We start from the raw sequence: 22853 nt of genomic DNA on the forward strand, positions 1-22853 counted from the left end.
GCTTTTACACTGCGGTATAATGGAATAAGTAGTTGAGAATTTTCCGTACAAGAAGGGAAAACATACGCGGTACAGAATTATAAAGGGAATAGACCCGCGCATAAAAGGAGGAGATTCCGTAATGAACTGGATGACTGCATACGAAAAATGGTTGAATGAACCGACTCTTAGCGACGAGCTTCGACGTCAGCTCGAACAATTAAAAGAAACGGAAACCGGCCTTGAGGATTCCTTTTATAAGAACCTCGAATTTGGCACTGGAGGCATGAGGGGGGAAATCGGCCCTGGAACGAACCGAATGAATACATATACCATTCGAAAGGCGTCAGCCGGCCTTGCAAGCTTCATTGAAGCACATGGTGAGAAGCCGAAGGCGCGCGGTGTAGTCATCGCCTATGACTCCAGGCATAAGTCACCTGAATTTGCGATGGAGGCGGCAAGCACATTAGCGACAAGGGGAATACAAACCTACGTGTTTGAGAGCTTGAGACCAACGCCCGTGCTTTCTTTTGCTGTCCGCTATCTCAAGGCTTTCAGCGGAATTGTCATTACAGCCAGCCATAATCCTCCCGAGTATAACGGATACAAAGTATACGGTGCCGATGGAGGGCAGCTGCCGCCGAATGAAGCGGATCTTTTAACAGAACTAGTTGAAAAGATAGAAAATGAACTTGCGATCCCGGTTGATCCCCAGGAGCAGTTGAAAGCGGACGGGCTCATCCAGATCGTGGGTGAAGAAATCGATGACGCATATCTTGAGCAGTTAAAGAGGATAACCGTTAATCCGGATCTCATACATGACATGAAAGACTTAAGCATCGTATTTACGCCTCTTCACGGAACGGCTAATTTACCGGTTAGGATCGGATTGGATGCGATCGGTTTTAAAAATGTTACAGTTGTAAAAGAACAGGAAAAACCTGACCCTGATTTTTCAACGGTTAAGTCGCCAAATCCGGAGGAGCATGCTGCATTTGAGCTTGCTATTCAATATGGCAAAGAGAAGGATGCAGACGTCCTGCTTGCAACAGATCCTGATGCCGATCGTGTCGGTGTAGCGGTAAAGAACCTGGACGGGGAGTATGTGGTGCTTACCGGAAATCAGACGGGGGCACTCCTTCTTCACTATCTTCTTTCACAAAAGCAAGCTCAAGGCTCTCTGTGCCCGAAAGGAGTCGTCCTTAAGACGATCGTAACATCCGAGCTGGGAAGAGAAATTACGAGCTCTTTTGGCCTTAAAACCGTCGATACACTGACCGGATTTAAATTTATCGGCGAGAAAATCAAAGAATATGAAAAAACGGGAGAGCATACTTTCCTGTTTGGCTATGAAGAAAGCTACGGTTATTTAATCGGAGATTTTGTCCGCGACAAGGATGCCGTTCAGACTTGCCTTCTTGCTGCAGAAGTTGCAGCGTATTATAAAAAGCAAGGGAAAACGATGTTCGAGGGTCTATTAGACATATTTGAAAGCTACGGATATCACTTGGAGGGCCTTGAATCATTAACGCTGAAAGGCAAAGCGGGCGCCGAGCAGATTCTTCATATTTTAGAATCGTTCAGGGCCAATCCTCCATTAAAAATGGCAGGGAAGGAAATTTTGTATGTTGAGGATTACAGCACAGCAACAAAAACGGATCTCATTTTTGAAGAGGAAAGCAGCATTCACTTACCGGCATCCAATGTCTTAAAATATGTTCTGAGTGATGGTTCTTGGTTCTGCCTGCGGCCTTCAGGGACAGAGCCTAAGATTAAATTTTATTTTGCCGTTAAATCAGACTCCTTGACCAGCAGTGAATCCTTGCTGCGTGAACTGAAAAATGATGTCATGGATCACGTCCAACAGCTTGTTGCAGCAGCTCAGTAAACGTAAACAAAGAGCAGTCCCGGAACCCGGACTGCTCTTTGTTGAAATAAGGGACAATGACAGGGAGATTATCTATGGATAAACAAGACCGAAAACCAACGATTGATTCTAAATACATTCAGCAGCATCTGGCCAATGAACGGACATATCTTGCCTGGATTAGGACAGCGATCGCAATGGCGGGCATCGGCTTTGTTTTCTTAAATCTTCATTTTACCCTGCAGATCAAAGTTCTGCGGCTGGAGGATCAGGTGGTGGCGGCTGTCGGATTTATCGCATTCTTGCTCGGAATTGCCACGATTGTCTTTGCGACCGTCGATTATTTTAATAAACAAAAACAAATTAACAACCAAAGTTTCAAATCTCCCATCAGGATGGTTTTCGTGGTCTCCATTTCCCTCGTGGTTGTGATGAGTGTTCTAATGGCCAGTTATTTCATGAAACAAAGTATCCTTTAAAACCGAAACGTTTGACTGTACAGTTCTAATTCTGTAAAATTATTTATTATCTATGCATTGGGGTGATTGATTTGGGAAGTATCGTATCAGCGAACTAGCTGAATTAGCAGGCGTTTCAAAAAGAACCATTGATTATTATACAAAACTTGGCCTGTTAAAGGCTGAACGTTCCCAATCAAATTATCGGTTTTACAGTGAAGAAGCCCTACAGCAGCTTACGTGGATTAATTATTATAAGAAACAGCATCTTCCTTTAGAGAAAATCAAAGAAAAAATGGCATCATTCAAGGAAAAGGAAGGGCTGTATAGTGAAACGATGCAAAAAGTCGATATGCAGCTCAATACGCTTGAAAAAGATGTGGAGGAGCTAAAGCCTCTTCTTCAGCAGCTCGACAAGGAGCAATTAAAACTTGCTGTTAAATATATGCCTGCCGAACGCGCAACTTTACTTCACAGCCTTTTATTGATTATTGGAGAAACGCCGCTTATTTAAGGAAACGCCGAAAGTATCCAGTAAAATAAATCAGGAGGTGACATCTTTATCTCTCCAAGATGTGAGAGAATAAAGAGTCTATTTGGACATATTTAAGTTATTCTTAGTAGCATTACTGATTGTATTAACCGCTTTTTTTGTGGCCGCTGAATTTGCGATTGTAAAGATCCGCCGTACGAGAATCGACCAGCTCGTGGAAGAAGGAAATAAGCGGGCAGTTGCGGTGCGAAAGGTACTGCTAAACCTGGATGGTTATCTTTCAGCCTGTCAGCTTGGGATCACAATTACCGCTTTAGGACTGGGGTGGCTCGGTGAGGATACTCTTCATCACTTGCTTCAGCCGGTTTTTGAACAATTTAGCTTAAGTCCTGCGCTCACGAAAACGGTCACTTTAATTCTTGCTTTTGCCATCATTACTTTTCTTCATGTTGTACTCGGTGAGCTTGCGCCTAAAACCTTTGCTATTCAAAAGGCAGAGGAGATCAGCTTGATGCTTTCAGGACCGCTGATCATGTTCTACAGAGTCCTGTATCCCATCATCTGGCTGCTTAACGGAAGTGCCCGCCTTTTTACAAAAATGTTCGGTCTGTCGGCCGTTTCGGAGCATGAGATGGCCCACTCGGAAGAAGAGCTTCGTCTAATACTTTCCGAGAGTTACAAGAGCGGAGAAATTAATCAGTCAGAGTATAGCTATATGAATAAAGTCTTTGAGTTTGATGACCGTATCGCTAAAGAGATTATGGTTCCGCGTACGGAAATCGTTTGTTTATATATCAACAAATCCATTGAAGAAAACCTTGCCATCATCACGAGTGAAAAGTATACACGTTATCCCGTCGTCGATGAGGATAAAGACCATGTAGTAGGTATGGTGAACGTAAAAGAAATATTTTATGATCTCATGTCCGGTGTGGAACAATCACTGGAGAGCTACTTGCGCCCTATTTTAACCGTGATTGAAACGATGCCTATTCAGGAAACCTTGGTGAAACTTCAGAAACAGCAGGTGCATATGGCTGTCCTGATGGACGAATACGGAGGAACAGCTGGCCTGTTAACAGTGGAAGATATACTTGAGGAAATCGTTGGAGAAATCCGCGACGAATTTGATACGGATGAAACCCCGATGATATTAAAGGTGACACCTAGAGTGACGGTGCTTGACGGAAAAGTGCTGATCTCTGAGGTGAATGATTTGTATGGCCTGGAAATCGATGATTCCGATCTTGATACCATCGGAGGATGGATGCTTTCTCAAAACTCCGATATTGTTGAAGGAGATGAGATCGAGCATGAAGACTTGATCTTTAAAGTCGTGGAAAATGACGGACACCAGATTAAACGCATTGAGGTAAGTAAATTAGAAATCGCGAAGGAGCTGGAGGGGGCGGTTAAAACCCCTGAGTTAATTACGGATCCCGAGTAATTGAAATGCCCGCTGTCTTATAAAGGCAGCGGGCATTTTTTTAGGATTTGGGCGTTAAAAAAACTGAGACGGAGTGGAAAAGGGTAATTGTGCTCGTTGCAAATGCTACAGACAAGATGGTGATGAGAGAGTAGAAAAACATTCCCTCGCCGATAAAATATAATCCAGAAACAATTACGGCAGCATCAATGATGAAGATGATGACGCCAACGTTTAATGAAGAACGCTTGGAAATAAAAAGCGCGAGGAGATCTGTGCCGCCTGTACTCGTATCGTATCTAAGCATGATGCCGATCCCTGTTCCGATCAATAAACCGCCGATCACAGCACTTTCCATCACGGGGAGGTGTATGGATCCCTTAAGAGGCAGCAAAAGATCAATGATAAAAGACGAGACGAGCATACCGTGAATACTGTTAACAAACGAACGGCGGTCGAATTTCCAGGCCAAAAAATAAATAGGAACACTCAGAAGGATAATGGTCATTCCCACTTTAAATCCCCACACATATTTTAACAGCAGACCGATGCCAATGATGCCGCCGTCCAATAAATGAAAGGGAAGTATAAAAACATTTATTCCGATTCCCATTAAGAAACTGCCGATGAAAACGGCTGCCATCTTTGCAAGCATCGTTTTCCTCCTGTCCGTTCTTTTTATTACTTTATGAAGCCGAACAGGAAACCATTACTGACATGTCCAGAAAGCCGGATCACCTACTATTTATTGGACAAAAGCGCATCGAATTCACTGGAATTTACAGTTTTTATGCTGAATTGGTTTTTCATATGCTCCAGCTGATCCATCGTTTTTTCAAACTCCTCTTCTTCATCTTCCATATAGCGTTTGGAAAAACAAATAGAGTCATCGTTTGTTTTTAAAAGAAGTTTAATTTCAAGTTCCAATGGCTGTTTTCCTGAATCTTCATCACTGAACAAAATTCCTCCCGGTGATGTTTCTTTTTGACTGAGATACATCGTGCCTTGCGAATCATGTGTATTGGAGAATTCAAGAATATCATCGAATGTCTCGGCTTGTCTCATCGAACCCATCCCTTCTTCTAGGCTTTTGTCCTCATTTTTCCCTGTCGGCCTAATATTAAACAACTGTTTAAACGATAAATATCAGCAGGTGCCCGTGATGTTTGTCCACACCAAAACCCTGTCCCCCGCATTTACTATTAGTACCATCGGTTGGTAGAAATCGGTGATGAAAGGAGAGTAATTCATGGGTTTTGGTTTTGATGGCGGAGACTGCAGGTTTGGCCGACGCCGGGGAGATACGTTTAGAAGAGAAGCGTGTGCGCTAATTAACGAACGTGTACAAGTAGATACCGTAAACCAGACATTCCGCGGAAGATTAGTTGAAGTTGGCCGGGATGTCATCGTACTGCGGGTAAGAAGAAACAATTGTACGTTCCGGGTTGTTATCCGCATAGCAGAGATTGTAGCGATTTTCCCGATCTAACTGGGTTTCAACAGGGCGAAAAACATCCCATTTCCAGGGGTGTTTTTTATTTTTTTGTCGTGCTTAAACCTGCGTTATTGCTTTGTTTATTGGTGCAAATAAGCAAGTTAGCAATTATTAACTTTGACAAACATTTTATAAAGAATATACAATGAGAGTATTGTGTTAACGATTACAAACAACAAGAGGTGATATACATTATGAAAAGAATTGGACTAGCATGGCAGATTCTTATCGGTTTAATTCTGGGGATCACGGTCGGAGCTGTGTTTTACGGCAACCCTGGAATTGAAAAGTATTTGCAGCCAATTGGAGATATCTTCATAAGGCTCATTAAGATGATTGTCATTCCGATTGTAGTTTCCAGCCTCATCGTCGGTGTCGCCGGTGTAGGTGATATGAAAAAGCTGGGTAAACTCGGCGGAAAAACTATTCTTTATTTTGAGATCATAACAACGATTGCCATCGCTATTGGCTTGTTAGTAGCTAATATCTTTAAGCCGGGTGTAGGCGTAGATATGAAAACATTAAGCAAGACAGATATCGGAAGCTATGTTGACACAGCCAAAACAGCAGGAGAACATGGATTTGCGGAGACTTTCGTTAATATTGTTCCTCAAAACTTGTTTGAGTCTCTTGTGCATGGTGACATGCTTGCTATTATTTTCTTTTCCGTTATGTTCGGACTAGGTGTAGCAGCCATTGGAGAGAAGGGCCAGCCCGTTCTGAGGTTTTTCCAAGGAACAGCAGAAGCCATGTTTTATGTAACAAACCAGATCATGAAATTTGCTCCGTTCGGAGTTTTCGCACTGATCGGTGTTACGGTATCGAAGTTCGGTGTTTCATCACTGATTCCATTAAGTAAGCTTGTCATAATTGTTTACTTGACCATGGCGTTCTTTGTCGTAGTGGTACTGGGGATTGTTGCAAGGATTGCTGGAGTTAATATCTTTAATATTTTCAGAATATTAAAAGATGAGCTAATTCTTGCCTATTCAACCTCAAGCTCAGAAACCGTTCTGCCAAAGCTTATGGAAAAGATGGAAAAGTTAGGATGCCCGAAAGCTATCGCAAGCTTTGTTATTCCAACAGGGTATTCCTTTAACTTAGATGGTTCAACCCTGTATCAGGCAATTGCGGCATTATTTATTGCCCAAATGTATGGGATTGACATGCCGGTTTCCGCGCAGATCACACTGCTTCTTGTGCTGATGGTAACATCTAAAGGAATTGCAGGTGTACCAGGAGTATCGTTCGTCGTCCTCCTTGCTACACTGGGCACAGTGGGCATCCCGGTAGAAGGATTAGCGTTTATTGCTGGTATCGACCGTATCCTTGATATGGCAAGAACGGCAGTTAACGTAGTAGGTAACTCTCTTGCTGCGATTATCATGTCCAAGTGGGAAGGCCAATTTGATAATAAAAAAGCTGAAGCGTATATCAAAGAAGTGAAACAAGCATCATAAAAAGAGGCTCCTGCAAAAGCAGGGGCTTCTTTTTTAGTCTTTGCGAATTTATCATTTGATAAGGCTTATCATTTAAGTTATCAATAAAATCCTGCTATAATTAATATATACCATAAGAGAAACTTATAAATGGAGGGGGAGTGCTGTTGGAATCATTACAACAACAACAAACAGCTCATAAGAAAATAACGAAAACGAATCTTTTGAAGAGGGTATTCTTTATTGCCCTGGGGGCCATGCTCGTTGCTACGGGCCTTGAGATTTTTCTCGTTCCCAATCAGATCATTGATGGCGGAATTGTAGGAATCTCGATTATTCTATCTCATTTAACAAACCTGAACCTCGGCTTGTTTCTTGTCGTGTTAAACATCCCATTCTTTTTCCTCGGTTATAAGCAAATCGGTAAAACCTTCGCCATTTCAACTCTATTTGGTGTTGTAATCATGTCTATTGGAACTTCTTTTCTTCATCCGGTGCCTGTTTTGACAGATGATCCTTTATTAGCTGCTGTATTTGGCGGTGTTATACTGGGAGTGGGCGTCGGAATGGTCATCCGCTATGGAGGATCACTCGATGGAACCGAAATTTTAGCGATCCTGTTCAACACAAAAACACCATTTTCCGTCGGTGAAGTTGTGATGTTCTTTAATATCTTTATCCTGGCCAGTGCAGGATTTGTTTTTGGCTGGGACAGAGCCATGTATTCCTTAATCGCTTACTATATCGCGTTTAAAGTCATTGACGTAACAATCGATGGATTTGACCAGTCGAAATCCGTTTGGATCATCAGTGATGAACATATGAGGATAGGCGAAGCCCTTCTCGCCCGGCTTGGACGTGGTGTAACTTATCTGAACGGGGAGGGTGCCTATTCCAGAGACGATAAAAAAGTAATCTTTACCGTGATCACCAGGCTTGAGGAAGCGAAATTAAAAAATATCGTGGATGATATTGATCCGACAGCCTTCTTGGCAGTTGGAAATATTCACGACGTAAAAGGCGGCCGATTTAAAAAGAAAAATATTCACTGATGCAGCTTTAAGCTACGGTTCCGGGTATATTTTAATTGAAAGTATTTGATCAGACAGGGTTGTGAAAATAGTGCTTGGAGTAAAAAGAAATAATACTAAAAGAGGATTCTTCTTAACCTCTGTTCAAATCATCGTTCTTTATTATCTTTTCTCAGTCATTATTGCGACTGGGGTACTCAGTTTGCCTGTCTTTCACAATCCTGGAGTAAAACTGACGTTTGTTGACGCTCTGTTTACAGCGATCAGTGCGGTGAGTGTGACCGGGCTTTCTGTCGTAACGATTCATGAGACCTTTAATACGGGCGGAGTGATTGCCTTAGCGATGATCGTTCAAATCGGCGGTGTAGGTGTAATGACGATGGGGACTGCCGTGTGGATTCTGCTCGGAAAGAAAATCGGCATGAGAGAACGTCAGCTGATCATGACTGATCAAAATCAATCTACTTTGGCCGGACTTGTGAATCTTATGAGGCAAATTCTGACCTTAATTTTGATCATAGAATTCATCGGTATGGTTCTTTTTACAGTCCTCTTTTTAAAGTACTACCCATCCTGGCAAGAAGCCCTCTACCATGGTTTCTTTTCTTCGGTTACTGCTACAACAAATGCCGGTTTCGATCTTACGGGCCAGTCCTTGATACCGTTTAAGGATGATTACCTTATACAGGTGCTGACCATGATTTTAATTACCGCCGGTGCTATTGGTTTTCCTGTACTGGTCGAAGGGAAGAATTTCATAGCGGAAAGAAAATATAAGGAACGATATACCTTTACACTCTTTACCAAAATTACGACAATCACTTTTTTTATTCTGGTCGTAACAGGAACAATGGGGATCTATGTCTTTGAAGCCGGTCATTTTCTCGCGGACAAATCCTGGCATGAGACGGTATTCTATTCCTTGTTTCAGTCGGTGACAACGAGAAGCGGCGGCCTCGCTACGATGGACATGAACCATTTTTCAACGCCCACTAATCTATTTTTGAGCGCGATGATGTTTATCGGTGCTTCACCAAGCAGTGTAGGGGGAGGAGTCAGGACAACGACTGTTGCTGTAGCCTACCTGGCTATCCTGTTTTATGCCAAAGGAAGGAATTCGATCAAAGTCTTTGGCAGAGAAGTGATGGCGGAGGATGTGCAAAAGTCTTTTATTGTGTTGATTGTCGCCTTTCTGCTTTGCAGTACTGCCTCTTTGCTTTTAGCGGTCACGGACCCTTTGCCGATTGAGAAAATTGTATTTGAAGTTTGTTCCGCATTTGGTACTACAGGGTTAAGTTTAGGAATTACTTCCGAATTGAGTACCGGGGGCAAGGTAATCCTCATGGTCCTTATGTTCATTGGAAGGATTGGTGTTCTATCCTTCTTATTTATTATCCGAGGAAAGACGGTTGTGGAGCATTTCCATTATCCAAAAGAAAAAATCATCATTGGCCAATAAACAAAAAGAGGAAGACGATCGAGTCCTCCTCTTTTTTTATATGTAAAATTCCCATTGAATCGATAAGATTTATTAAGGACTTACAAATTTATGAAACAGTTGTTTCATTTCCGTTTGCAACAATTGTTATTTATGTTATTATGGCAACAGGCTATCCAAATAAATTAAGGTGTGAACCCCATGGAAGATAATAGAACATGGTATTTGTTTTCATATAAAGTATCTGCAGAGCCTTCTACGCTGAGAGTAAGGATCTGGAGGAATCTAAAAGCACTTGGAGTGCTGTATATTCAGCAATCGGTATGCTTGGTGCCTAAAACACCGGATATTGAAAAAAAGCTGACTAAGCTAAGAACACTCATTGATGAGCACCGCGGTGCTTCTTTTATCGCAGAGGTCGAAAAGTTCTCTCATTACTCCCAGCAAGAACTGATACAACTTTTTACCGCCCAGAGAGCGGCCGAGTATGAGGAGCTGCTGGAGAGCTGCACCCGCTTCCTGAAACGCATGAACGACGAAAGCCAAAACGATTCCCGATTTGGTGATATAGAGGAAAATGAAATGGAGCTTCTGCGCTTGAAAAGATGGCATAGAAAGATTATGAAGCGAGACTATTTTAAGAATGAGCTTTCTTTCCATTCTAAAGAATGTTTAAAAAGATGTGAAGAAAAGCTGTATTCACTTTCAGACGCCGTAGATCAGCTTGAGGGAGTATACCACGGGGAATGATAATTTTATCGGTTGTATTTTTATTGCTGTTTGTGTTTTTCTGTTACGCCATTATACCCACTGTTCTTATCAGGGTTTTCTCTATAGGGATTATGAAGTCCGGGAATAATGAATTCCAGATTGCACTGACATTCGATGATGGCCCTCATCCTGTATATACGGAGAAGCTGCTTGATCTTCTGGGTTCTTATCAGGCATCTGCTGCTTTTTTTATCGTGGGAGAACGGGCACAAAGCCATCCCCATCTCATAGATCGAATGTGCAGAGAAGGACATGCCATCGGAATTCACCACCAGACTCATTCCAACAGCTGGTTCTTGCTCCCGTATCGTCTTCGGGAGGAAATTGGGAGCTGCGCTTCTGTCATAAAGAAGATTACGGGTAAAGATCCGTTATATTACCGGCCGCCCTGGGGACGCTTCAACCTTTTCTCGCTCACTGCTGCAAGGAAGTACCAAACCATCATGTGGTCTTCCATCAGTCAAGACTGGAAAGCCTCACAAGGAAAGGAAAAGCTGGCAGAAAGGCTGAAAAGAGACCTTGGCCGCGGGAAAATCTATTTACTTCATGATAACGGAGATAATCCTGGAGCTGATGAAGAGGCACCGGCAGTCATGCTTGAGGCCCTTCGTGAATTTTTAGAATTCGCCCAGCAAAAAGGCTATCGGTTTGTGTCACTTGATGAACTTAAGAAAAAACAATGAACGAGGTTCCTATGAGTTTAGACAGCGTTATTTTTTATATGCAAAGTTATGGACATTGGATTATTCTTATCGTGTTATTTTGCGGTATTGTCGGCATACCTGCACCGGAAGAATCATTTATGTTTCTGGTTGGTGTACTCGTCGCAAAAGGACATTTTGAATTTGGGACCAGCCTGCTTTATGCCTTTTTAGGAACATTTGCAGGAATGCTCATGTCGTATTGGATCGGGCGGAAGCTTGGCCTCCCGTTTATAGAGCGTTATGGAAAGTATATTAAAGTTACACCAGAACGATGGAGTATGGTGGAGGGGCGTTTTCACCGCCATGCGCTGACAACCTTATTATTTGGTTTCTATCTGCCTGGACTTCGCCAGTTGGCCCCTTACATTGCAGGGATTAGCTGCTATTCTTTTTATCGGTACGTGCTGCTTTCGTTTGCAGGGAGTGCATTATGGACGACGACCTTTGTCAGCATAGGCTATTTCTTTGGTGATCAGATTAAATTAAAATACCTGCCATGGATTGCTGCAGCGGCTTTGCTTTTATTTTTGTTAACGATATTCAGGAAGAAATTTGCAAACAGGATTTAGAAGGTTTGTAGGGAGGGTTTTATATGAAAAAGATTTTGTTTTTGCCTTTGTTCCAAATGCCTTCTGGTCACCATCAGGTTGCTGATGCTTTAATGTCATCCATACAGCAGAGCAGCAAACAGCATATTATCTGCAAGAAAATCGATTTCTTAAGCTATTGGAATAAACCATTGGAAAAAGTGATTTCAACCACTTATTTAAAGTGGATTCATACAATGCCTAAAACATATGATTGGATTTATCATCATGTCATGTACACTCCGGCAAAAAAAAGAGGGATTTTGCCTCATCAATTATTGCTTTTTGAACATAAGATGCTGCGCATGCTTCGTGAAGAAAAGCCAAACGTGATTGTATGTACTCACTGTTTCCCTTCTGCGATTATCAGCCGGCTGAAAAAAAGAGGATTGATTCAGGTCCCGGTCGTAAACGTATATACAGATTTCTTTATTAACGACATCTGGGGAAAAAAAGGGATTGATTATCATCTCGTCAGTGATGCTTCCATGAAGAAAGAGCTTGTCGCCAGACACAAGATTGACCGAGACCAGATTATCATTACAGGGATACCAGTGAACGAAGACATCCGTGCTTATTTCTCTGGGCGACCTGTCCTGAAAAAACACATTTTAATATCTGGCGGAAGCATCGGGCTTGGTAAAATGAAAGGGTTCCTGAAACAGATCAAGGAAGACTCCAATTACCGTTATACAGTTCTCTGCGGAAAAAACCAGAAGCTGTATAAGGAGCTGTCTTCGTGGAATCACCCCAACATCCGGCCGCGGGGCTATATATACACGCGGACAGAAATGAACCATCTTTACGAACAAGTGGACGCCATTGTCACAAAACCAGGCGGGATCACCATCAGTGAAGCCCTGAAGAAGAGGCTGCCTATTTTCGTTCACTCCGCCCTGCCTGGCCAGGAACAGATCAATTTGAGGAAGCTGATCAGTGAAAAATTAATCATTCAGCTTAACGAGGAAAAGCCGTTTGAAGAGCAGATCGCTTCTGTCCTTGAAAATGAGCCCGAAGTAAAAGGAATTCTGCGCAAAATGAGTTATTTTGAGAATCATAAAGAAAAAAGCGCTTATGAAGTGGTGCTGAATTTGCTGAATGAGAACACGATGCTGCAAATGCAGCCCGTTTAATTAATCTGTACGTACCGGGGGAAAGACGGATATGCTTAGAATAATGGCTGTTACAAAAGATCACAATGTTTTGCTGCAACCGCCTGTTGAATCGTTGTCAGACGATAACGTTGCATGGTACTGGGTGGATTTCATTAACCCGGATGAAGAGGAAATCCAACTGCTTAGTTCTTATTTTCATTTTCATCCCCTGGCGATCGAGGACTGTCTCCAATTCCTTCAGCGGCCTAAATTAGAATACTATCAAGGCTATAGTTTCTTTGTCGTGCACGCTTTAAACACCCATTCTCTCTCCGCGCAGGAAGTGGACCTGTTTATCGGAGAGAATTTTATTGTGTCTTTCCATTTTGACGAACTAAAAGAACTGGAGTCTACCTGGAACTATTTTCAGGATGTACGAGATTATTCAGCCATCGGCCCAATTGAAGTCGGCCATAAGATTATGGACAAGATCGTAGATACGTACTTTCCAATCGTCCAAAATATTGAGGACCATCTGCTTGATATTGAGAATAACTATGAGAAAGGAAATAAACACTCTTTAATACAACAGACGTTTGATGTGCGAAGTGATTTGCTGAAAGTGCGGAGGTCTATCTTTCCGATGCGAGATCTCATATACCGCGTCCTGGAATCCAAACGGTTTATGATTTCCGAGCATAAAAAAGCTTATTTTCATGATATTTATGATCATCTAATAAAATTAAGCGAGATGATCGATTCCAATCGGGAAATGACTTCGGATATCCGTGATAATTATATATCACTTAATTCTTATAAAATGAATAACATTATGAAAACCTTGACGGTCATCACAACGATCTTCATGCCGTTGACGTTTATTGCAGGGATCTACGGAATGAATTTCAGATATATGCCTGAGCTGAATTGGCATGCGGGCTACTTTATCATTCTTGGATGCATGGTATGTTTAGGGCTAAGCATGTACTTTTGGTTTAGAAAAAAGGGATGGTTTGATCAGGAATAGAAAGGAACAGGTGTGGAATCCACGGCCGGATGAAAGGGTGGCGGGAACGATGGATTACGGCTTCTTGATTCACTTTTTTCAGGAACATGGCTATCTTGGTGTATTTGTGCTTTCCTGGATCGGTTTTTTCGGTTTGCCGGTTCCTAATGAGATCATCGTAATGAGTACTGGAATGCTCGCAGCAAGCGCCCTGCTTAATCCTGTACTCTCCTTCTTTATGACTTATCTGGGCGTTATTTCGGTCTTATCTCTAAGCTATGCATTGGGAAGATACGGAGGAGCCGCGGTTCTTCGAGTATGCTCGCGGAACGGCAGAATGAACAAAGGAATCCAAAAGGGGTCATCCCTGCTTGGCCGATGGGGGGATAAGATTCTTGTCTTCAGCTTTTTTGTGCCTGGGCTAAGGCTGCTCATGCCGTTTGTGGTCGGCAGTTACCGCCTTTCTTTTTACCGGTTTGCTGCTCTTACATATCCTGCTGGTTTTCTTTGGGTCATCGTATACTTTGCGATCGGAACCCATTACGGAAAGCATATCCTTCAGGTAAACCGTTATTTTCAGGAGCATCAGTGGCTTGTTCCTTTAGTTTGCGGCGCTGTTTTCGTTTTGTGGGTGGTTCGTTATGCAATTGTATCAAGAAGAGAAATTCGGGCTTCACAAAAGTCTATGAAATAATAAGAGAAACCTTTGAAACGGCCAGGCCTTACTTTTCATAAAATGAATTGATTGAGTCCATCGGTTTTCATTATCTGCTCATGAAACGGAGCGGCAGCCTGGTTCTTTTTCTTCTGAATGTGTATACGATCTTGTACTAGTTGGAGATATACAGGTGATCAAATCCTGTCCGTTCGCTGTTAATGAAACGGAATTATTAGGACAGTTATTCTTTGAAACGATGAGGGAAATGCTGGAGACGCGAGAAGAATAAGTGCATGCCCACCCAGAATGATTCGGGCGGGCACTAGTTTTCCGATTCATTAAATGATCGGATTTTTTGTCTGGAGCCGGCTTTTTGCCGGTCCTTTTGCTTTCGCTTTTTTTCTGTAAGCATGCTTAATCTCGTTGCATAAAGCGATTCCTAAAACGCCAAGTACACTGCACAAAAAGGCCATTTGAGTGAAACCTCCTTAACTCATAAAGTAATATGCCACGGTAACTAGCTTTTTAAACATCCAGAACTATGAAAATACATTACTATATTCGAAAGAAGCATAGACTTTTTGTATGGAAAGGGGTAAATCATGAAGGCGATGATGTTGTTTGTACTAGCGGGGCTGGCCGAGATTGGCGGCGGATACCTCGTCTGGCTGACGCTCAAAGAGAACAGGCCAATAGGATATGCGGTTTCAGGAAGTCTGATCCTTGTGCTTTACGGCATAATTCCTGCGCTGCAGAGCTTTCCGAGTTTTGGAAGGGTATACGCGGCCTATGGCGGGGTATTTATCATATTATCTGTTCTCTGGGGTTGGCTCGTGGATAAGAAAGTTCCTGACATGTACGATTGGATCGGTGCTCTGGTTTGCATCGCGGGAGTCTCGATCATACTGTGGGCGCCAAGAGGTTGATTTGATTACATAAAAAAACAGTCCGAGTGTCAGACTGTTTTTCTTTAGTTATCCTCTCCGGGTTTGTAGGAATAGGGTCCTTTATCCTCATTGTGAGGATTGTTCGTATCGATATGAAGCGTTCCTGAATCGGTGATGGTCGCTAAAATAATGTCACGTATTTCCGCTCCTTTTTGCTTTACTCTCTTTAACAGCCAATCTCTGTCCAGTTTAAGGTATTTTAGATTATGGTCGATGATTTGGCCATCCATGATGACAGGAATCGGTATGAATTCCTTTTTCACTTTTACTTTTAAATCACCGGGCTGTACAGGCCTGTAATTGGCTTTAGGAATGACGCTGATCTGGCCGTTGTCTTCCATCGCTGCCAGTGAAATATTCCGGGTATCCGTGTAGCCCAGCACTCTTAATTGTGCAAGAAGTTCATCAACCGGGAGCCGGACTTTTCTTAGGCCCTTCCGGTCGATATCTCCGTTCCGGATAATGACAGTCGGGCTCTCATAAAGAATCCATCGAAGTTTGTTATGTAAGGAGATCCACATGAAAATCTTATAGAGAAGAACGATCATAAATGTGTAAAACAGTGCTTTCCAGACACTGTCCTTTTGCAGAGGCTGGCTGATGACGTTACCTATGATCAGGATAAAGAGCATGTCAAAGCTATGCATCTGGGATACAGCTTTTTTTCCTGTAAACCTTAAAAACAAATAACCAAATAGAAAGATCATTAACGGCCTGTAAAATAATTCCATAAGTGTCTCCTCTTTTAAACGTACCATTATTATGGACAGAATCCCGATTGATTCATACTTGACCTTAGAAGTTTTTGTCCTTTCCTCATGAAATCAACCTTTCCATCATAAATTGAAGAAAGAGATAATAGAGGAGGGAACAATCTTGATCTGGGATCAGCAAAATAAAGAACTTGGAATGGCTATTTCGGAGATCACAGAAATTGCTTCTGGTTTTGGCCTTGATTTCTATCCGATGCGCTATGAAATTTGCCCTGCGGATATTATTTATACATTTGGTGCTTATGGTATGCCAACAAGGTTCTCCCATTGGAGCTTTGGGAAACAATTTCACAAAATGAAGCTGCAATATGATTTGGGTTTAAGCAAGATCTATGAACTCGTGATCAACTCTGACCCATGTTACGCTTTCTTGCTGGATACAAACTCTTTAATCCAGAACAAGCTGATCATCGCCCATGTTCTTGCCCATTGTGATTTCTTTAAAAATAATGTTCGTTTCTCCAATACGAGGCGGGATATGGTGGAAAGCATGACTGCGACTGCAGAAAGGGTCTCTCACTATGAACTGGTACATGGAAAGCGGGAGGTTGAGGTATTTCTGGACGCAGTCCTTGCCATTCAGGAACACATCGATCCTTCGATTATGAGAAACCGGCTGAATTACAACCTTGAAGACGAAGAAGAAGAGGAGGTTGTAAAAAAAGAGACACCATACGATGATCTGTGGGACATCGACAAACCAAGAGGCAGCAATGAAAAGCCGGCGACTGTGAAGAAGAAGCTGTTCCCGCCTAAGCCGGAAAAAGACATCCTGCTGTTTATTGAAGAGTACAGCAGAGAGCTGGAAGACTGGCAAAGAGACATCCTCTCCATGATGAGGGAGGAAATGCTCTACTTCTGGCCTCAGTTGGAGACGAAAATCATGAATGAGGGCTGGGCAAGCTACTGGCATGCTAAAATCCTGCAGGAGATGGATCTGACCACTCATGAGACCATTGAGTTTGCCAAACTGAATGCAGGGGTCGTTCAGCCTTCAAGAACCTCCATCAATCCTTATTATCTTGGTCTGCAAATATTTAAAGACATTGAAGAAAGGTACGATAATCCTGATGAAGAATTGATCAGGCAAGGGGTAACACCTGGATCAGGAAGAGAAAAGATGTTTGAAGTCCGCGAGCTGGAATCCGACATGTCATTCATCCGCAACTACTTAACGAAAGACCTTTGCCAGCGCGAAGATATGTATCTTTTCCAAAAGCAGGGCAGGGATTATAAGATTGTAGATAAAGAATGGGAAGGTGTACGGGACCAGCTTGTGGGTATGCGCGTTAATGGAGGATTTCCTTATATAACGGTTAATGATGGAGATTATATGAAAAACGGCGGGCTTTACCTGAAACACTGGTTTGAAGATATCGAGCTCGATGTGAAGTACTTGGAGAAAGTGCTGCCGTATGTGAACCAGCTGTGGGGCAGGCCGGTGCATTTGGAGACGAAGATCGAGGATAAGCCTGTCTTGTTTACGTATGATGGGAAGAGTGTACATCGGAAATACTTATAATAAAGCTGAAGCCGCCGTTGATAAAGGGCGGTTTTTTTCTTAAATACTTTTTACTATATACTTACTTTTTAATTGTTAGTATTATATAATACATAGGGACATTCCTTTAAGAGGGATAGTCAGTCTGTCAGCTTTGCAAAATAAGAAAACAGAATGATAAAATTTAGAGCAAACATCTGTTTCATATAGAAGGGGATTAAACATAATGGAACAAGCGAAACTTGAATCTAAAGTACTTTCCATACTTGAAGATAAAATTCAGCTGATCAAAACATCGGAAGAGGGCGGCATCTATTTGGTCGGACCGATTCGCCTGCCTGTGAACCTCTACGGGGAAACAGTCGTTTTTCGGTGGTACTGCTGGCTGCAAAGAGATATAATTACGGATGACTACGAAGAAATTATTGAAAAATTGTCTTCTGACAATCTGGCCGAATACCAGCAATCAAGCGTATTGGTATACGGCGACTTTGAATATAATGAGGATGCTTTAATCCGTATGCATTCCATCTGCCACACAGGAGATATTTTCGGAAGCAAACGCTGCGACTGCGGGTTTCAATTAAAGCAATCGATGAAGATGATTAAAGAACATGGAACAGGCGCGCTCTTTTACCTTGCCAATCACGAGGGAAGAGGCATCGGATTATTCTCAAAAGCGATGGCCTATGTTCTTCAGGAAAATGGCTACGATACGGTGGAGGCCAACCTGAATTTAGGATTCGTCGATGATTCGAGGAACTATGAAGATGCTATTCACGTGCTAAAAGTTTTGCGTAAAAAACCAGTCACACTAATTACAAACAACCCTAAAAAGCTGGAGGCCTTAAAAAATTCAGGTATGCACTTGTCAGGCCGGACACCATTATGGGGAGACGTTTCTGAGTTTAATGAGAATTATCTGAAGACAAAAGTGGCCCGCTCTGGACACTTACAAGAGGAAGAAGGCTGTCCTAATGGCTAATCATGAATTTTATATGAAATTGGCACTTGAAAACGCACGAGCGATGAAAGGCCAAACCGATCCCAACCCCATGGTCGGAGCGGTCATCGTCAATGAAAACCGTATTGTTGGAATCGGTTCTCACTTGAAACCGGGTGAACCGCACGCTGAAATCCATGCGATACGTATGGCTGGGGAGAAAGCAAAGGGCGGAACCATTTATGTTACCCTTGAACCTTGCTCACATTACGGAAGAACGGGGCCTTGTGCGGAAGCTATCGTGAAAGCGGGCCTTAAAACGGCAGTTATCGCGAGTCTGGATCCGAATCCGCTTGTTTCAGGCAGAGGGGTCGCCATATTAAAAGAAGCTGACATCGAAGTCATCACTGGTGTCCTTGAGAATGAATCACAAAACATGAATGAAGTGTTCAACAAATTCATCGTCCAGAAGCGGCCGTTCGTTACAACAAAATCAGCTGCTACACTCGATGGCAAAATCTCTACGTATACTTCAGACAGCAAATGGATCACGTCAAAAGAAGCACGCACAGACGTTCATCACATTCGTAACGAGAACATGGCCATCCTTGTGGGTGTCAATACGGTTATCAAGGATGACCCCGAGTTAACAACACGGATTCCAAACGGCCGAAATCCGATAAGGGTGATCCTCGATTCAACGTTAAGGATCCCGCTTGAATCAAACGTTGTTCAGGACGGCAAAGCACAAACGTGGATCATTACGACCGAGCTCGCCAGTGAAGAGAAGAGAAAAGAGCTGGAAAGAGCAGGGGTCACTGTTTTTGTAACCAAAAGCCTGGCCGAACAGGTAAACCCTGTAGAAGTTGTTGACCTGCTGGGTGAACGGCTCGTTTCATCACTCATGATTGAAGGTGGTGGAGCCGTTATTGCGTCCTTCCTCCAGCACCAGCTCATTGATAAAATGGTGGTTTATATGGCACCTAAACTGGTAGGCGGAAGCCTGTCGCCTACTTTTCTTGAAGGCGAGGGCATTGAAAGGATGAGCGATGCGGTGGAACTGAGGGATTTGAGCATTGTGCAAACAGGCAAAGATTTTAAATTCACCGGTTATCCGGTGTATCAGGGGAAGTAAGGAGACTCACATGAAATTCGGTTTTGATATAGATGATACATTGATTAATTTAAGAAGCCATGCATTTTCCATTTATAATAAAAAATTAAATCAAAAGATTGCAGAGGATGTTTTTGAAGATTTGAAAACGGTAGAGATCCACCATCCCTTTGGCCTCAGTGATCAGGAAGGCAAAGAGATGTGGAACAGCTTGCTTGAAGAAATCTATTTTACCTCTTGCCCTCCATATCCACAGGCAGTAGAAACGCTCCAGGAGCTTTGGCATCAGGGACATGAAATCTATTACATTACTGCCCGTCCAGGGGAACATGGCCAACGGACGATGGAATGGATGATTGAGCAAGGCTTTCCGGTGGAAGAAGAAAAGTTTTTCTGCGGAATGAAGGATCAAGAAAAAGTAAAAATCATTGAAAAGTTGGATTTGGATTATTATTTCGATGATAAACCTGGTGTCCTGGAGACATTGGACATTGATGCCCTGAAAATCTTTGTGAAGGACCAGTCGTACAACCGGCATTACAAAGGACAACGACTGACTGACTGGGGAGAACTGAAAGAGTTGGTTATGGAAAACAGCAGAAGATAATTCTGCTGTTTTTTTTCAACAAAGCCACGGTGAAAACCGGGAGAAACAGCGCCTGAAATAAGGTGCTGTTTTTTATTTTTTTTAGAAACATTGACAAAGAGAGTGTATATACATATGATATAAGCAAAAGTTGCTCGAGGGAAACAAATAAGAGTGGAGGAAAAATAGATGGATGGGACTAAAAGTATATCCTTATTTGATGGAAAAAATGGAGACATCATTCGCATCACCTCCATGGAGATCGAAGGAGTGATGAGAAGAAGGCTGCTGGATCTTGGTTTTGTGCAAGGAGCTCTTGTTGAGGTAATCAGAAAAAGTCCTCTGGGAGATCCCATTGCCTTTCGGGTCAGCCAGACGTCGATTGCATTGAGGAAAGAGGAGAGCACTAGAATCCAGGGGGAGCTGATACGTCATGACTGATACATTTCGTATAGCCTTAGCCGGCAATCCTAACACAGGGAAGAGCACGTTGTTCAATGCGCTGACCGGCCTGAAGCAGCATACCGGAAACTGGGCGGGAAAGACAGTTTCGCTTGCTGAAGGAACTTTCAAGCATAGGAGTAAGCAATACAGGTTTATTGATCTTCCGGGTACTTATTCTATCTTTTCAAATTCAGCAGATGAAGAAGTGGCTAGAAATTATATCGTTTTTGAAAAGCCGGATCTGACGCTCGTTGTCGTTGATGCTACCTCTCTTGAACGGAACCTGAACCTCGCCCTTCAAATTTTGGAAATGACAAAGAATGTGATCATCTGCATAAATCTGATGGACGAAGCAGAAAAGAGAGGGATTACCATCAACGGACGGTTACTGGCAAGGCGTCTAGGAGTTCCTGTAATAAAACTTTCTGCCAGAAACAGGGCAGGGTTTCCTTTACTTCTTGATACAATTGACCGAATCGTCTCAGGAAAAATTGCGTGTGAACCAGTGCAGATCAAGTATGATGGTGAGATAGAAGCGAGGATTGCTTCCTTGGAGCCCTTCGTAAAACAAGTGGTGGATGACCGTATTTCATCCCGATGGATTGCCTTACGGCTGCTGGACGGAGATGAATCGCTGCTGAAAGAGTTGAATACAAGGCTAAAAACAAAGGAGGAAACAGTATGCAATCAGAGCTAGCCGGCCGATCTGGTGATCTAAACCAGTTGTACGAGAGAGCACAGCAGATAGCATCTCCCAATCTCCGCGATAAGATCGTACTGAAACTGTATCAGGAGAGCAAACAGCTGTGCGAAGACAGTGTTTCATTTGGAAAGACCGAACGCGATAAGCATACGGAGAAGCTCGATGCGATTTTTACATCGCCGATCTGGGGTTTTCCTATCATGATCATCATGCTTGGCATCGTGTTTTATCTCACGATCGCAGGAGCGAATGTTCCGTCAGATATGATTGCCAGCTTTTTTGGATGGCTGGAAGGTCATATCACCTCGCTTTTTCAGCTTATGAATGCGCCTGACTGGCTGCATGGATTGCTCGTTCTGGGGCTGTATCGGGGAACGACCTGGGTGATCAGTGTAATGCTTCCTCCAATGGCAATCTTCTTCCCGACATTTGCACTTCTGGAGAACTACGGTTATCTCCCAAGAGTAGCATTTAACATGGATCGGGTGTTTAAAAAGGTTGGGGCACACGGTAAGCAGTCTTTAACGATGGCGATGGGATTCGGCTGTAATGCGGCCGCCATGCTGTCTTCGAGGATTATTGAGTCCCCAAGAGAGCGGATGCTTGCAATTTTAACGAACAATTTTGTTCCGTGTAATGGAAGGTGGGGAACGCTGATTGTCCTTGCCTCGCTGTTTATGGCGGCAGGCTATACAGGCGGTGCAAAGTCACTTGTGACAACAGCGGTCATTGTCGGCATCGTTCTTGTTGGAATCCTTGTCACTTTTCTTGTATCCTGGATCCTTTCCAAGACGGCATTAAAAGGGGTTCCTACACACTATACACTGGAGCTTCCGCCCTACCGCAGGCCCAAGTTCTGGGAAACTGTGATCCGCTCTTCGCTTCAGCGGTCTTTATCCGTATTGGTGAGGGCGGTAAAAGTAGCGGCGCCTGCTGGTATTTTAACTTGGGTGCTGGCCAACGTGAACGCAGGAGATCAGAGTATTTTATTGCATATCGTCCATTTCCTCGATCCGTTTGGACAGATGCTTGGGCTGGATGGGTATATTCTCATGGCGTTTCTGGTAGGCCTGCCGGCAAACGAAATCGTGCTCCCCATCCTGATCATGGGCTACCTCTCTACTGGCGCCATGACCGAAGTGGATAATCTTGGAGATTTAAAACAGATCTTCGAGAGCCATGGTTGGACGTGGCTGACTGCTTTGAACATGATGCTTTTTTCCCTGCTTCACTTTCCATGCGGCACAACGCTGGTTAACATCTATAAAGAAACAAAAAGTGCAAAATGGACCTTCCTGTCATTTATCATTCCTACAGCGATCGCTATTCTGGTTACGTTTGCAGTCGCGCAGATCACCAGGTTAGCAGCATAGCAATAATAAACGTTTTTAACTGC

Annotated in this window: 26 protein-coding genes and 1 pseudogene; 23 read left to right on the forward strand and 4 right to left on the reverse strand. The window is 43.1% G+C overall.

Annotation, left to right across the window (positions count from 1 at the left end):
- Positions 1–121: 121 nt before the first annotated feature.
- The 5 genes and pseudogenes from ABHN01_RS02255 to ABHN01_RS02275 all read left to right on the forward strand — a co-directional run bounded on the left by ABHN01_RS02255 (position 122) and on the right by ABHN01_RS02275 (position 4244).
- Positions 122–1867, forward strand: a complete 1746-nt coding sequence (locus tag ABHN01_RS02255; protein WP_429874204.1) for a phospho-sugar mutase — start codon at positions 122–124, stop codon at positions 1865–1867.
- A 74-nt stretch (positions 1868–1941) separates the two neighbouring features.
- A complete protein-coding gene (locus ABHN01_RS02260; protein ID WP_429874205.1) occupies positions 1942–2325 on the forward strand; it encodes a YidH family protein in 384 nt (127 codons plus the stop codon).
- An 85-nt stretch (positions 2326–2410) separates the two neighbouring features.
- Positions 2411–2593, forward strand: a pseudogene (locus ABHN01_RS02265) (MerR family transcriptional regulator); the annotation flags it as partial.
- Positions 2594–2599: 6 nt separating this feature from the next.
- Positions 2600–2818 carry a hypothetical protein gene (locus ABHN01_RS02270; RefSeq protein WP_290401911.1) on the forward strand — a complete coding sequence of 73 codons (219 nt, stop codon included), beginning with the start codon at positions 2600–2602 and terminating at the stop codon, positions 2816–2818.
- A gap of 82 nt (positions 2819–2900) precedes the next feature.
- Entirely contained in the window at positions 2901–4244 is a 1344-nt protein-coding gene (locus ABHN01_RS02275; RefSeq protein ID WP_429874206.1) for a hemolysin family protein, read from the forward strand.
- Between the two features lie 40 nt (positions 4245–4284).
- Here the strand turns inward: ABHN01_RS02275 and ABHN01_RS02280 are convergent, their stop codons facing one another.
- Positions 4285–4878, reverse strand: a complete 594-nt coding sequence (locus ABHN01_RS02280; RefSeq protein WP_429874207.1) for a YitT family protein — start codon at positions 4876–4878, stop codon at positions 4285–4287.
- A gap of 86 nt (positions 4879–4964) precedes the next feature.
- Positions 4965–5288, reverse strand: a complete 324-nt coding sequence (locus ABHN01_RS02285; protein ID WP_429874208.1) for a hypothetical protein — start codon at positions 5286–5288, stop codon at positions 4965–4967.
- A 184-nt stretch (positions 5289–5472) separates the two neighbouring features.
- Here ABHN01_RS02285 and ABHN01_RS02290 point away from each other — a divergent pair, with 184 nt between their 5' ends.
- From ABHN01_RS02290 to ABHN01_RS02335, 10 genes are all read left to right on the forward strand, one after another.
- Complete coding sequence (locus tag ABHN01_RS02290) at positions 5473–5712, forward strand: DUF2642 domain-containing protein (protein ID WP_429874209.1); 240 nt, start codon at positions 5473–5475, stop codon at positions 5710–5712.
- A 200-nt stretch (positions 5713–5912) separates the two neighbouring features.
- Positions 5913–7178 carry a cation:dicarboxylate symporter family transporter gene (locus ABHN01_RS02295; RefSeq protein ID WP_429874210.1) on the forward strand — a complete coding sequence of 422 codons (1266 nt, stop codon included), beginning with the start codon at positions 5913–5915 and terminating at the stop codon, positions 7176–7178.
- Positions 7179–7324: 146 nt separating this feature from the next.
- Positions 7325–8209 carry a YitT family protein gene (locus ABHN01_RS02300; protein WP_425589628.1) on the forward strand — a complete coding sequence of 295 codons (885 nt, stop codon included), beginning with the start codon at positions 7325–7327 and terminating at the stop codon, positions 8207–8209.
- A 70-nt stretch (positions 8210–8279) separates the two neighbouring features.
- A complete protein-coding gene (locus tag ABHN01_RS02305; RefSeq protein ID WP_429874211.1) occupies positions 8280–9647 on the forward strand; it encodes a TrkH family potassium uptake protein in 1368 nt (455 codons plus the stop codon).
- A gap of 180 nt (positions 9648–9827) precedes the next feature.
- Entirely contained in the window at positions 9828–10376 is a 549-nt protein-coding gene (locus ABHN01_RS02310; RefSeq protein WP_429874212.1) for a Chromate resistance protein ChrB, read from the forward strand.
- Positions 10373–11080, forward strand: coding sequence for a polysaccharide deacetylase family protein (locus ABHN01_RS02315; RefSeq protein ID WP_429874213.1), 708 nt, complete (start codon positions 10373–10375; stop codon positions 11078–11080). Before ABHN01_RS02310 ends, ABHN01_RS02315 begins: the two co-directional genes overlap by 4 nt.
- Before the next feature lie 11 nt (positions 11081–11091).
- Positions 11092–11670: a DedA family protein gene (locus ABHN01_RS02320; protein ID WP_429874214.1), complete on the forward strand. Its 579-nt coding sequence runs from the start codon at positions 11092–11094 to the stop codon at positions 11668–11670.
- 23 nt (positions 11671–11693) lie between these two features.
- Complete coding sequence (locus ABHN01_RS02325) at positions 11694–12821, forward strand: MGDG synthase family glycosyltransferase (protein WP_429874215.1); 1128 nt, start codon at positions 11694–11696, stop codon at positions 12819–12821.
- Between the two features lie 31 nt (positions 12822–12852).
- A complete protein-coding gene (corA, locus tag ABHN01_RS02330) occupies positions 12853–13809 on the forward strand; it encodes a magnesium/cobalt transporter CorA (RefSeq protein WP_429874216.1) in 957 nt (318 codons plus the stop codon).
- Entirely contained in the window at positions 13796–14482 is a 687-nt protein-coding gene (locus ABHN01_RS02335) for a DedA family protein (RefSeq protein WP_429874217.1), read from the forward strand. The genes corA and ABHN01_RS02335 overlap by 14 nt, the downstream gene beginning before the upstream one ends.
- Before the next feature lie 302 nt (positions 14483–14784).
- On the opposite strand, the gene ABHN01_RS02340 is transcribed toward ABHN01_RS02335, so the two are convergent.
- Positions 14785–14919 carry a hypothetical protein gene (locus ABHN01_RS02340; protein WP_429874218.1) on the reverse strand — a complete coding sequence of 45 codons (135 nt, stop codon included), beginning with the start codon at positions 14917–14919 and terminating at the stop codon, positions 14785–14787.
- A 126-nt stretch (positions 14920–15045) separates the two neighbouring features.
- Between ABHN01_RS02340 and ABHN01_RS02345 the strand changes: the two genes are divergently transcribed.
- Positions 15046–15372 (forward strand): YnfA family protein, encoded by a 327-nt coding sequence (locus tag ABHN01_RS02345; RefSeq protein WP_429874258.1) that lies wholly within the window; start codon positions 15046–15048, stop codon positions 15370–15372.
- Positions 15373–15416: 44 nt separating this feature from the next.
- On the opposite strand, the gene ABHN01_RS02350 is transcribed toward ABHN01_RS02345, so the two are convergent.
- Positions 15417–16124 (reverse strand): DUF421 domain-containing protein, encoded by a 708-nt coding sequence (locus ABHN01_RS02350; protein ID WP_429874219.1) that lies wholly within the window; start codon positions 16122–16124, stop codon positions 15417–15419.
- 148 nt (positions 16125–16272) lie between these two features.
- On the opposite strand from ABHN01_RS02350, the gene ABHN01_RS02355 reads away from it, so the two are divergent.
- From ABHN01_RS02355 to ABHN01_RS02385, 7 genes are all read left to right on the forward strand, one after another.
- A complete protein-coding gene (locus tag ABHN01_RS02355) occupies positions 16273–17688 on the forward strand; it encodes a SpoVR family protein (protein ID WP_429874259.1) in 1416 nt (471 codons plus the stop codon).
- A 205-nt stretch (positions 17689–17893) separates the two neighbouring features.
- Positions 17894–18652 (forward strand): GTP cyclohydrolase II, encoded by a 759-nt coding sequence (locus ABHN01_RS02360; protein ID WP_429874220.1) that lies wholly within the window; start codon positions 17894–17896, stop codon positions 18650–18652.
- Positions 18645–19745: a bifunctional diaminohydroxyphosphoribosylaminopyrimidine deaminase/5-amino-6-(5-phosphoribosylamino)uracil reductase RibD gene (gene ribD / locus ABHN01_RS02365; RefSeq protein ID WP_429874221.1), complete on the forward strand. Its 1101-nt coding sequence runs from the start codon at positions 18645–18647 to the stop codon at positions 19743–19745. The genes ABHN01_RS02360 and ribD overlap by 8 nt, the downstream gene beginning before the upstream one ends.
- A gap of 10 nt (positions 19746–19755) precedes the next feature.
- A complete protein-coding gene (locus ABHN01_RS02370; RefSeq protein WP_429874222.1) occupies positions 19756–20331 on the forward strand; it encodes a 5' nucleotidase, NT5C type in 576 nt (191 codons plus the stop codon).
- Between the two features lie 168 nt (positions 20332–20499).
- Positions 20500–20751, forward strand: coding sequence for a FeoA family protein (locus ABHN01_RS02375; protein WP_429874223.1), 252 nt, complete (start codon positions 20500–20502; stop codon positions 20749–20751).
- On the forward strand, positions 20744–21451 hold the full coding sequence (locus tag ABHN01_RS02380) for a FeoB small GTPase domain-containing protein (RefSeq protein ID WP_429874224.1): 708 nt from the start codon (positions 20744–20746) through the stop codon (positions 21449–21451). The genes ABHN01_RS02375 and ABHN01_RS02380 overlap by 8 nt, the downstream gene beginning before the upstream one ends.
- Positions 21436–22830, forward strand: a complete 1395-nt coding sequence (locus ABHN01_RS02385; RefSeq protein WP_429874225.1) for a nucleoside recognition domain-containing protein — start codon at positions 21436–21438, stop codon at positions 22828–22830. The genes ABHN01_RS02380 and ABHN01_RS02385 overlap by 16 nt, the downstream gene beginning before the upstream one ends.
- The last annotated feature ends 23 nt before the right edge of the window (positions 22831–22853 follow it).

This window comes from Fictibacillus sp. NRS-1165, assembly GCF_050468105.1.
GTDB classification, from domain to species: Bacteria; Bacillota; Bacilli; order Bacillales; family Fictibacillaceae; genus Fictibacillus_C; species Fictibacillus_C terrinigri.

Bases quoted from the DNA above. Each gene is read 5' to 3' on its own strand.
- ABHN01_RS02255 (WP_429874204.1), top strand. From the start codon at position 122: ATGAACTGGATGACTGCATACGAAAAATGGTTGAATGAACCGACTCTT.
- ABHN01_RS02260 (WP_429874205.1), top strand. From the start codon at position 1,942: ATGGATAAACAAGACCGAAAACCAACGATTGATTCTAAATACATTCAG.
- ABHN01_RS02270 (WP_290401911.1), top strand. From the start codon at position 2,600: ATGGCATCATTCAAGGAAAAGGAAGGGCTGTATAGTGAAACGATGCAA.
- ABHN01_RS02280 (WP_429874207.1), bottom strand. From the start codon at position 4,878: ATGCTTGCAAAGATGGCAGCCGTTTTCATCGGCAGTTTCTTAATGGGA.
- ABHN01_RS02285 (WP_429874208.1), bottom strand. From the start codon at position 5,288: ATGAGACAAGCCGAGACATTCGATGATATTCTTGAATTCTCCAATACA.
- ABHN01_RS02290 (WP_429874209.1), top strand. From the start codon at position 5,473: ATGGGTTTTGGTTTTGATGGCGGAGACTGCAGGTTTGGCCGACGCCGG.
- ABHN01_RS02295 (WP_429874210.1), top strand. From the start codon at position 5,913: ATGAAAAGAATTGGACTAGCATGGCAGATTCTTATCGGTTTAATTCTG.
- ABHN01_RS02310 (WP_429874212.1), top strand. From the start codon at position 9,828: ATGGAAGATAATAGAACATGGTATTTGTTTTCATATAAAGTATCTGCA.
- ABHN01_RS02315 (WP_429874213.1), top strand. From the start codon at position 10,373: ATGATAATTTTATCGGTTGTATTTTTATTGCTGTTTGTGTTTTTCTGT.
- ABHN01_RS02320 (WP_429874214.1), top strand. From the start codon at position 11,092: ATGAGTTTAGACAGCGTTATTTTTTATATGCAAAGTTATGGACATTGG.
- ABHN01_RS02325 (WP_429874215.1), top strand. From the start codon at position 11,694: ATGAAAAAGATTTTGTTTTTGCCTTTGTTCCAAATGCCTTCTGGTCAC.
- corA (WP_429874216.1), top strand. From the start codon at position 12,853: ATGCTTAGAATAATGGCTGTTACAAAAGATCACAATGTTTTGCTGCAA.
- ABHN01_RS02340 (WP_429874218.1), bottom strand. From the start codon at position 14,919: ATGGCCTTTTTGTGCAGTGTACTTGGCGTTTTAGGAATCGCTTTATGC.
- ABHN01_RS02350 (WP_429874219.1), bottom strand. From the start codon at position 16,124: ATGGAATTATTTTACAGGCCGTTAATGATCTTTCTATTTGGTTATTTG.
- ABHN01_RS02360 (WP_429874220.1), top strand. From the start codon at position 17,894: ATGGAACAAGCGAAACTTGAATCTAAAGTACTTTCCATACTTGAAGAT.
- ribD (WP_429874221.1), top strand. From the start codon at position 18,645: ATGGCTAATCATGAATTTTATATGAAATTGGCACTTGAAAACGCACGA.
- ABHN01_RS02370 (WP_429874222.1), top strand. From the start codon at position 19,756: ATGAAATTCGGTTTTGATATAGATGATACATTGATTAATTTAAGAAGC.
- ABHN01_RS02375 (WP_429874223.1), top strand. From the start codon at position 20,500: ATGGATGGGACTAAAAGTATATCCTTATTTGATGGAAAAAATGGAGAC.
- ABHN01_RS02380 (WP_429874224.1), top strand. From the start codon at position 20,744: ATGACTGATACATTTCGTATAGCCTTAGCCGGCAATCCTAACACAGGG.
- ABHN01_RS02385 (WP_429874225.1), top strand. From the start codon at position 21,436: ATGCAATCAGAGCTAGCCGGCCGATCTGGTGATCTAAACCAGTTGTAC.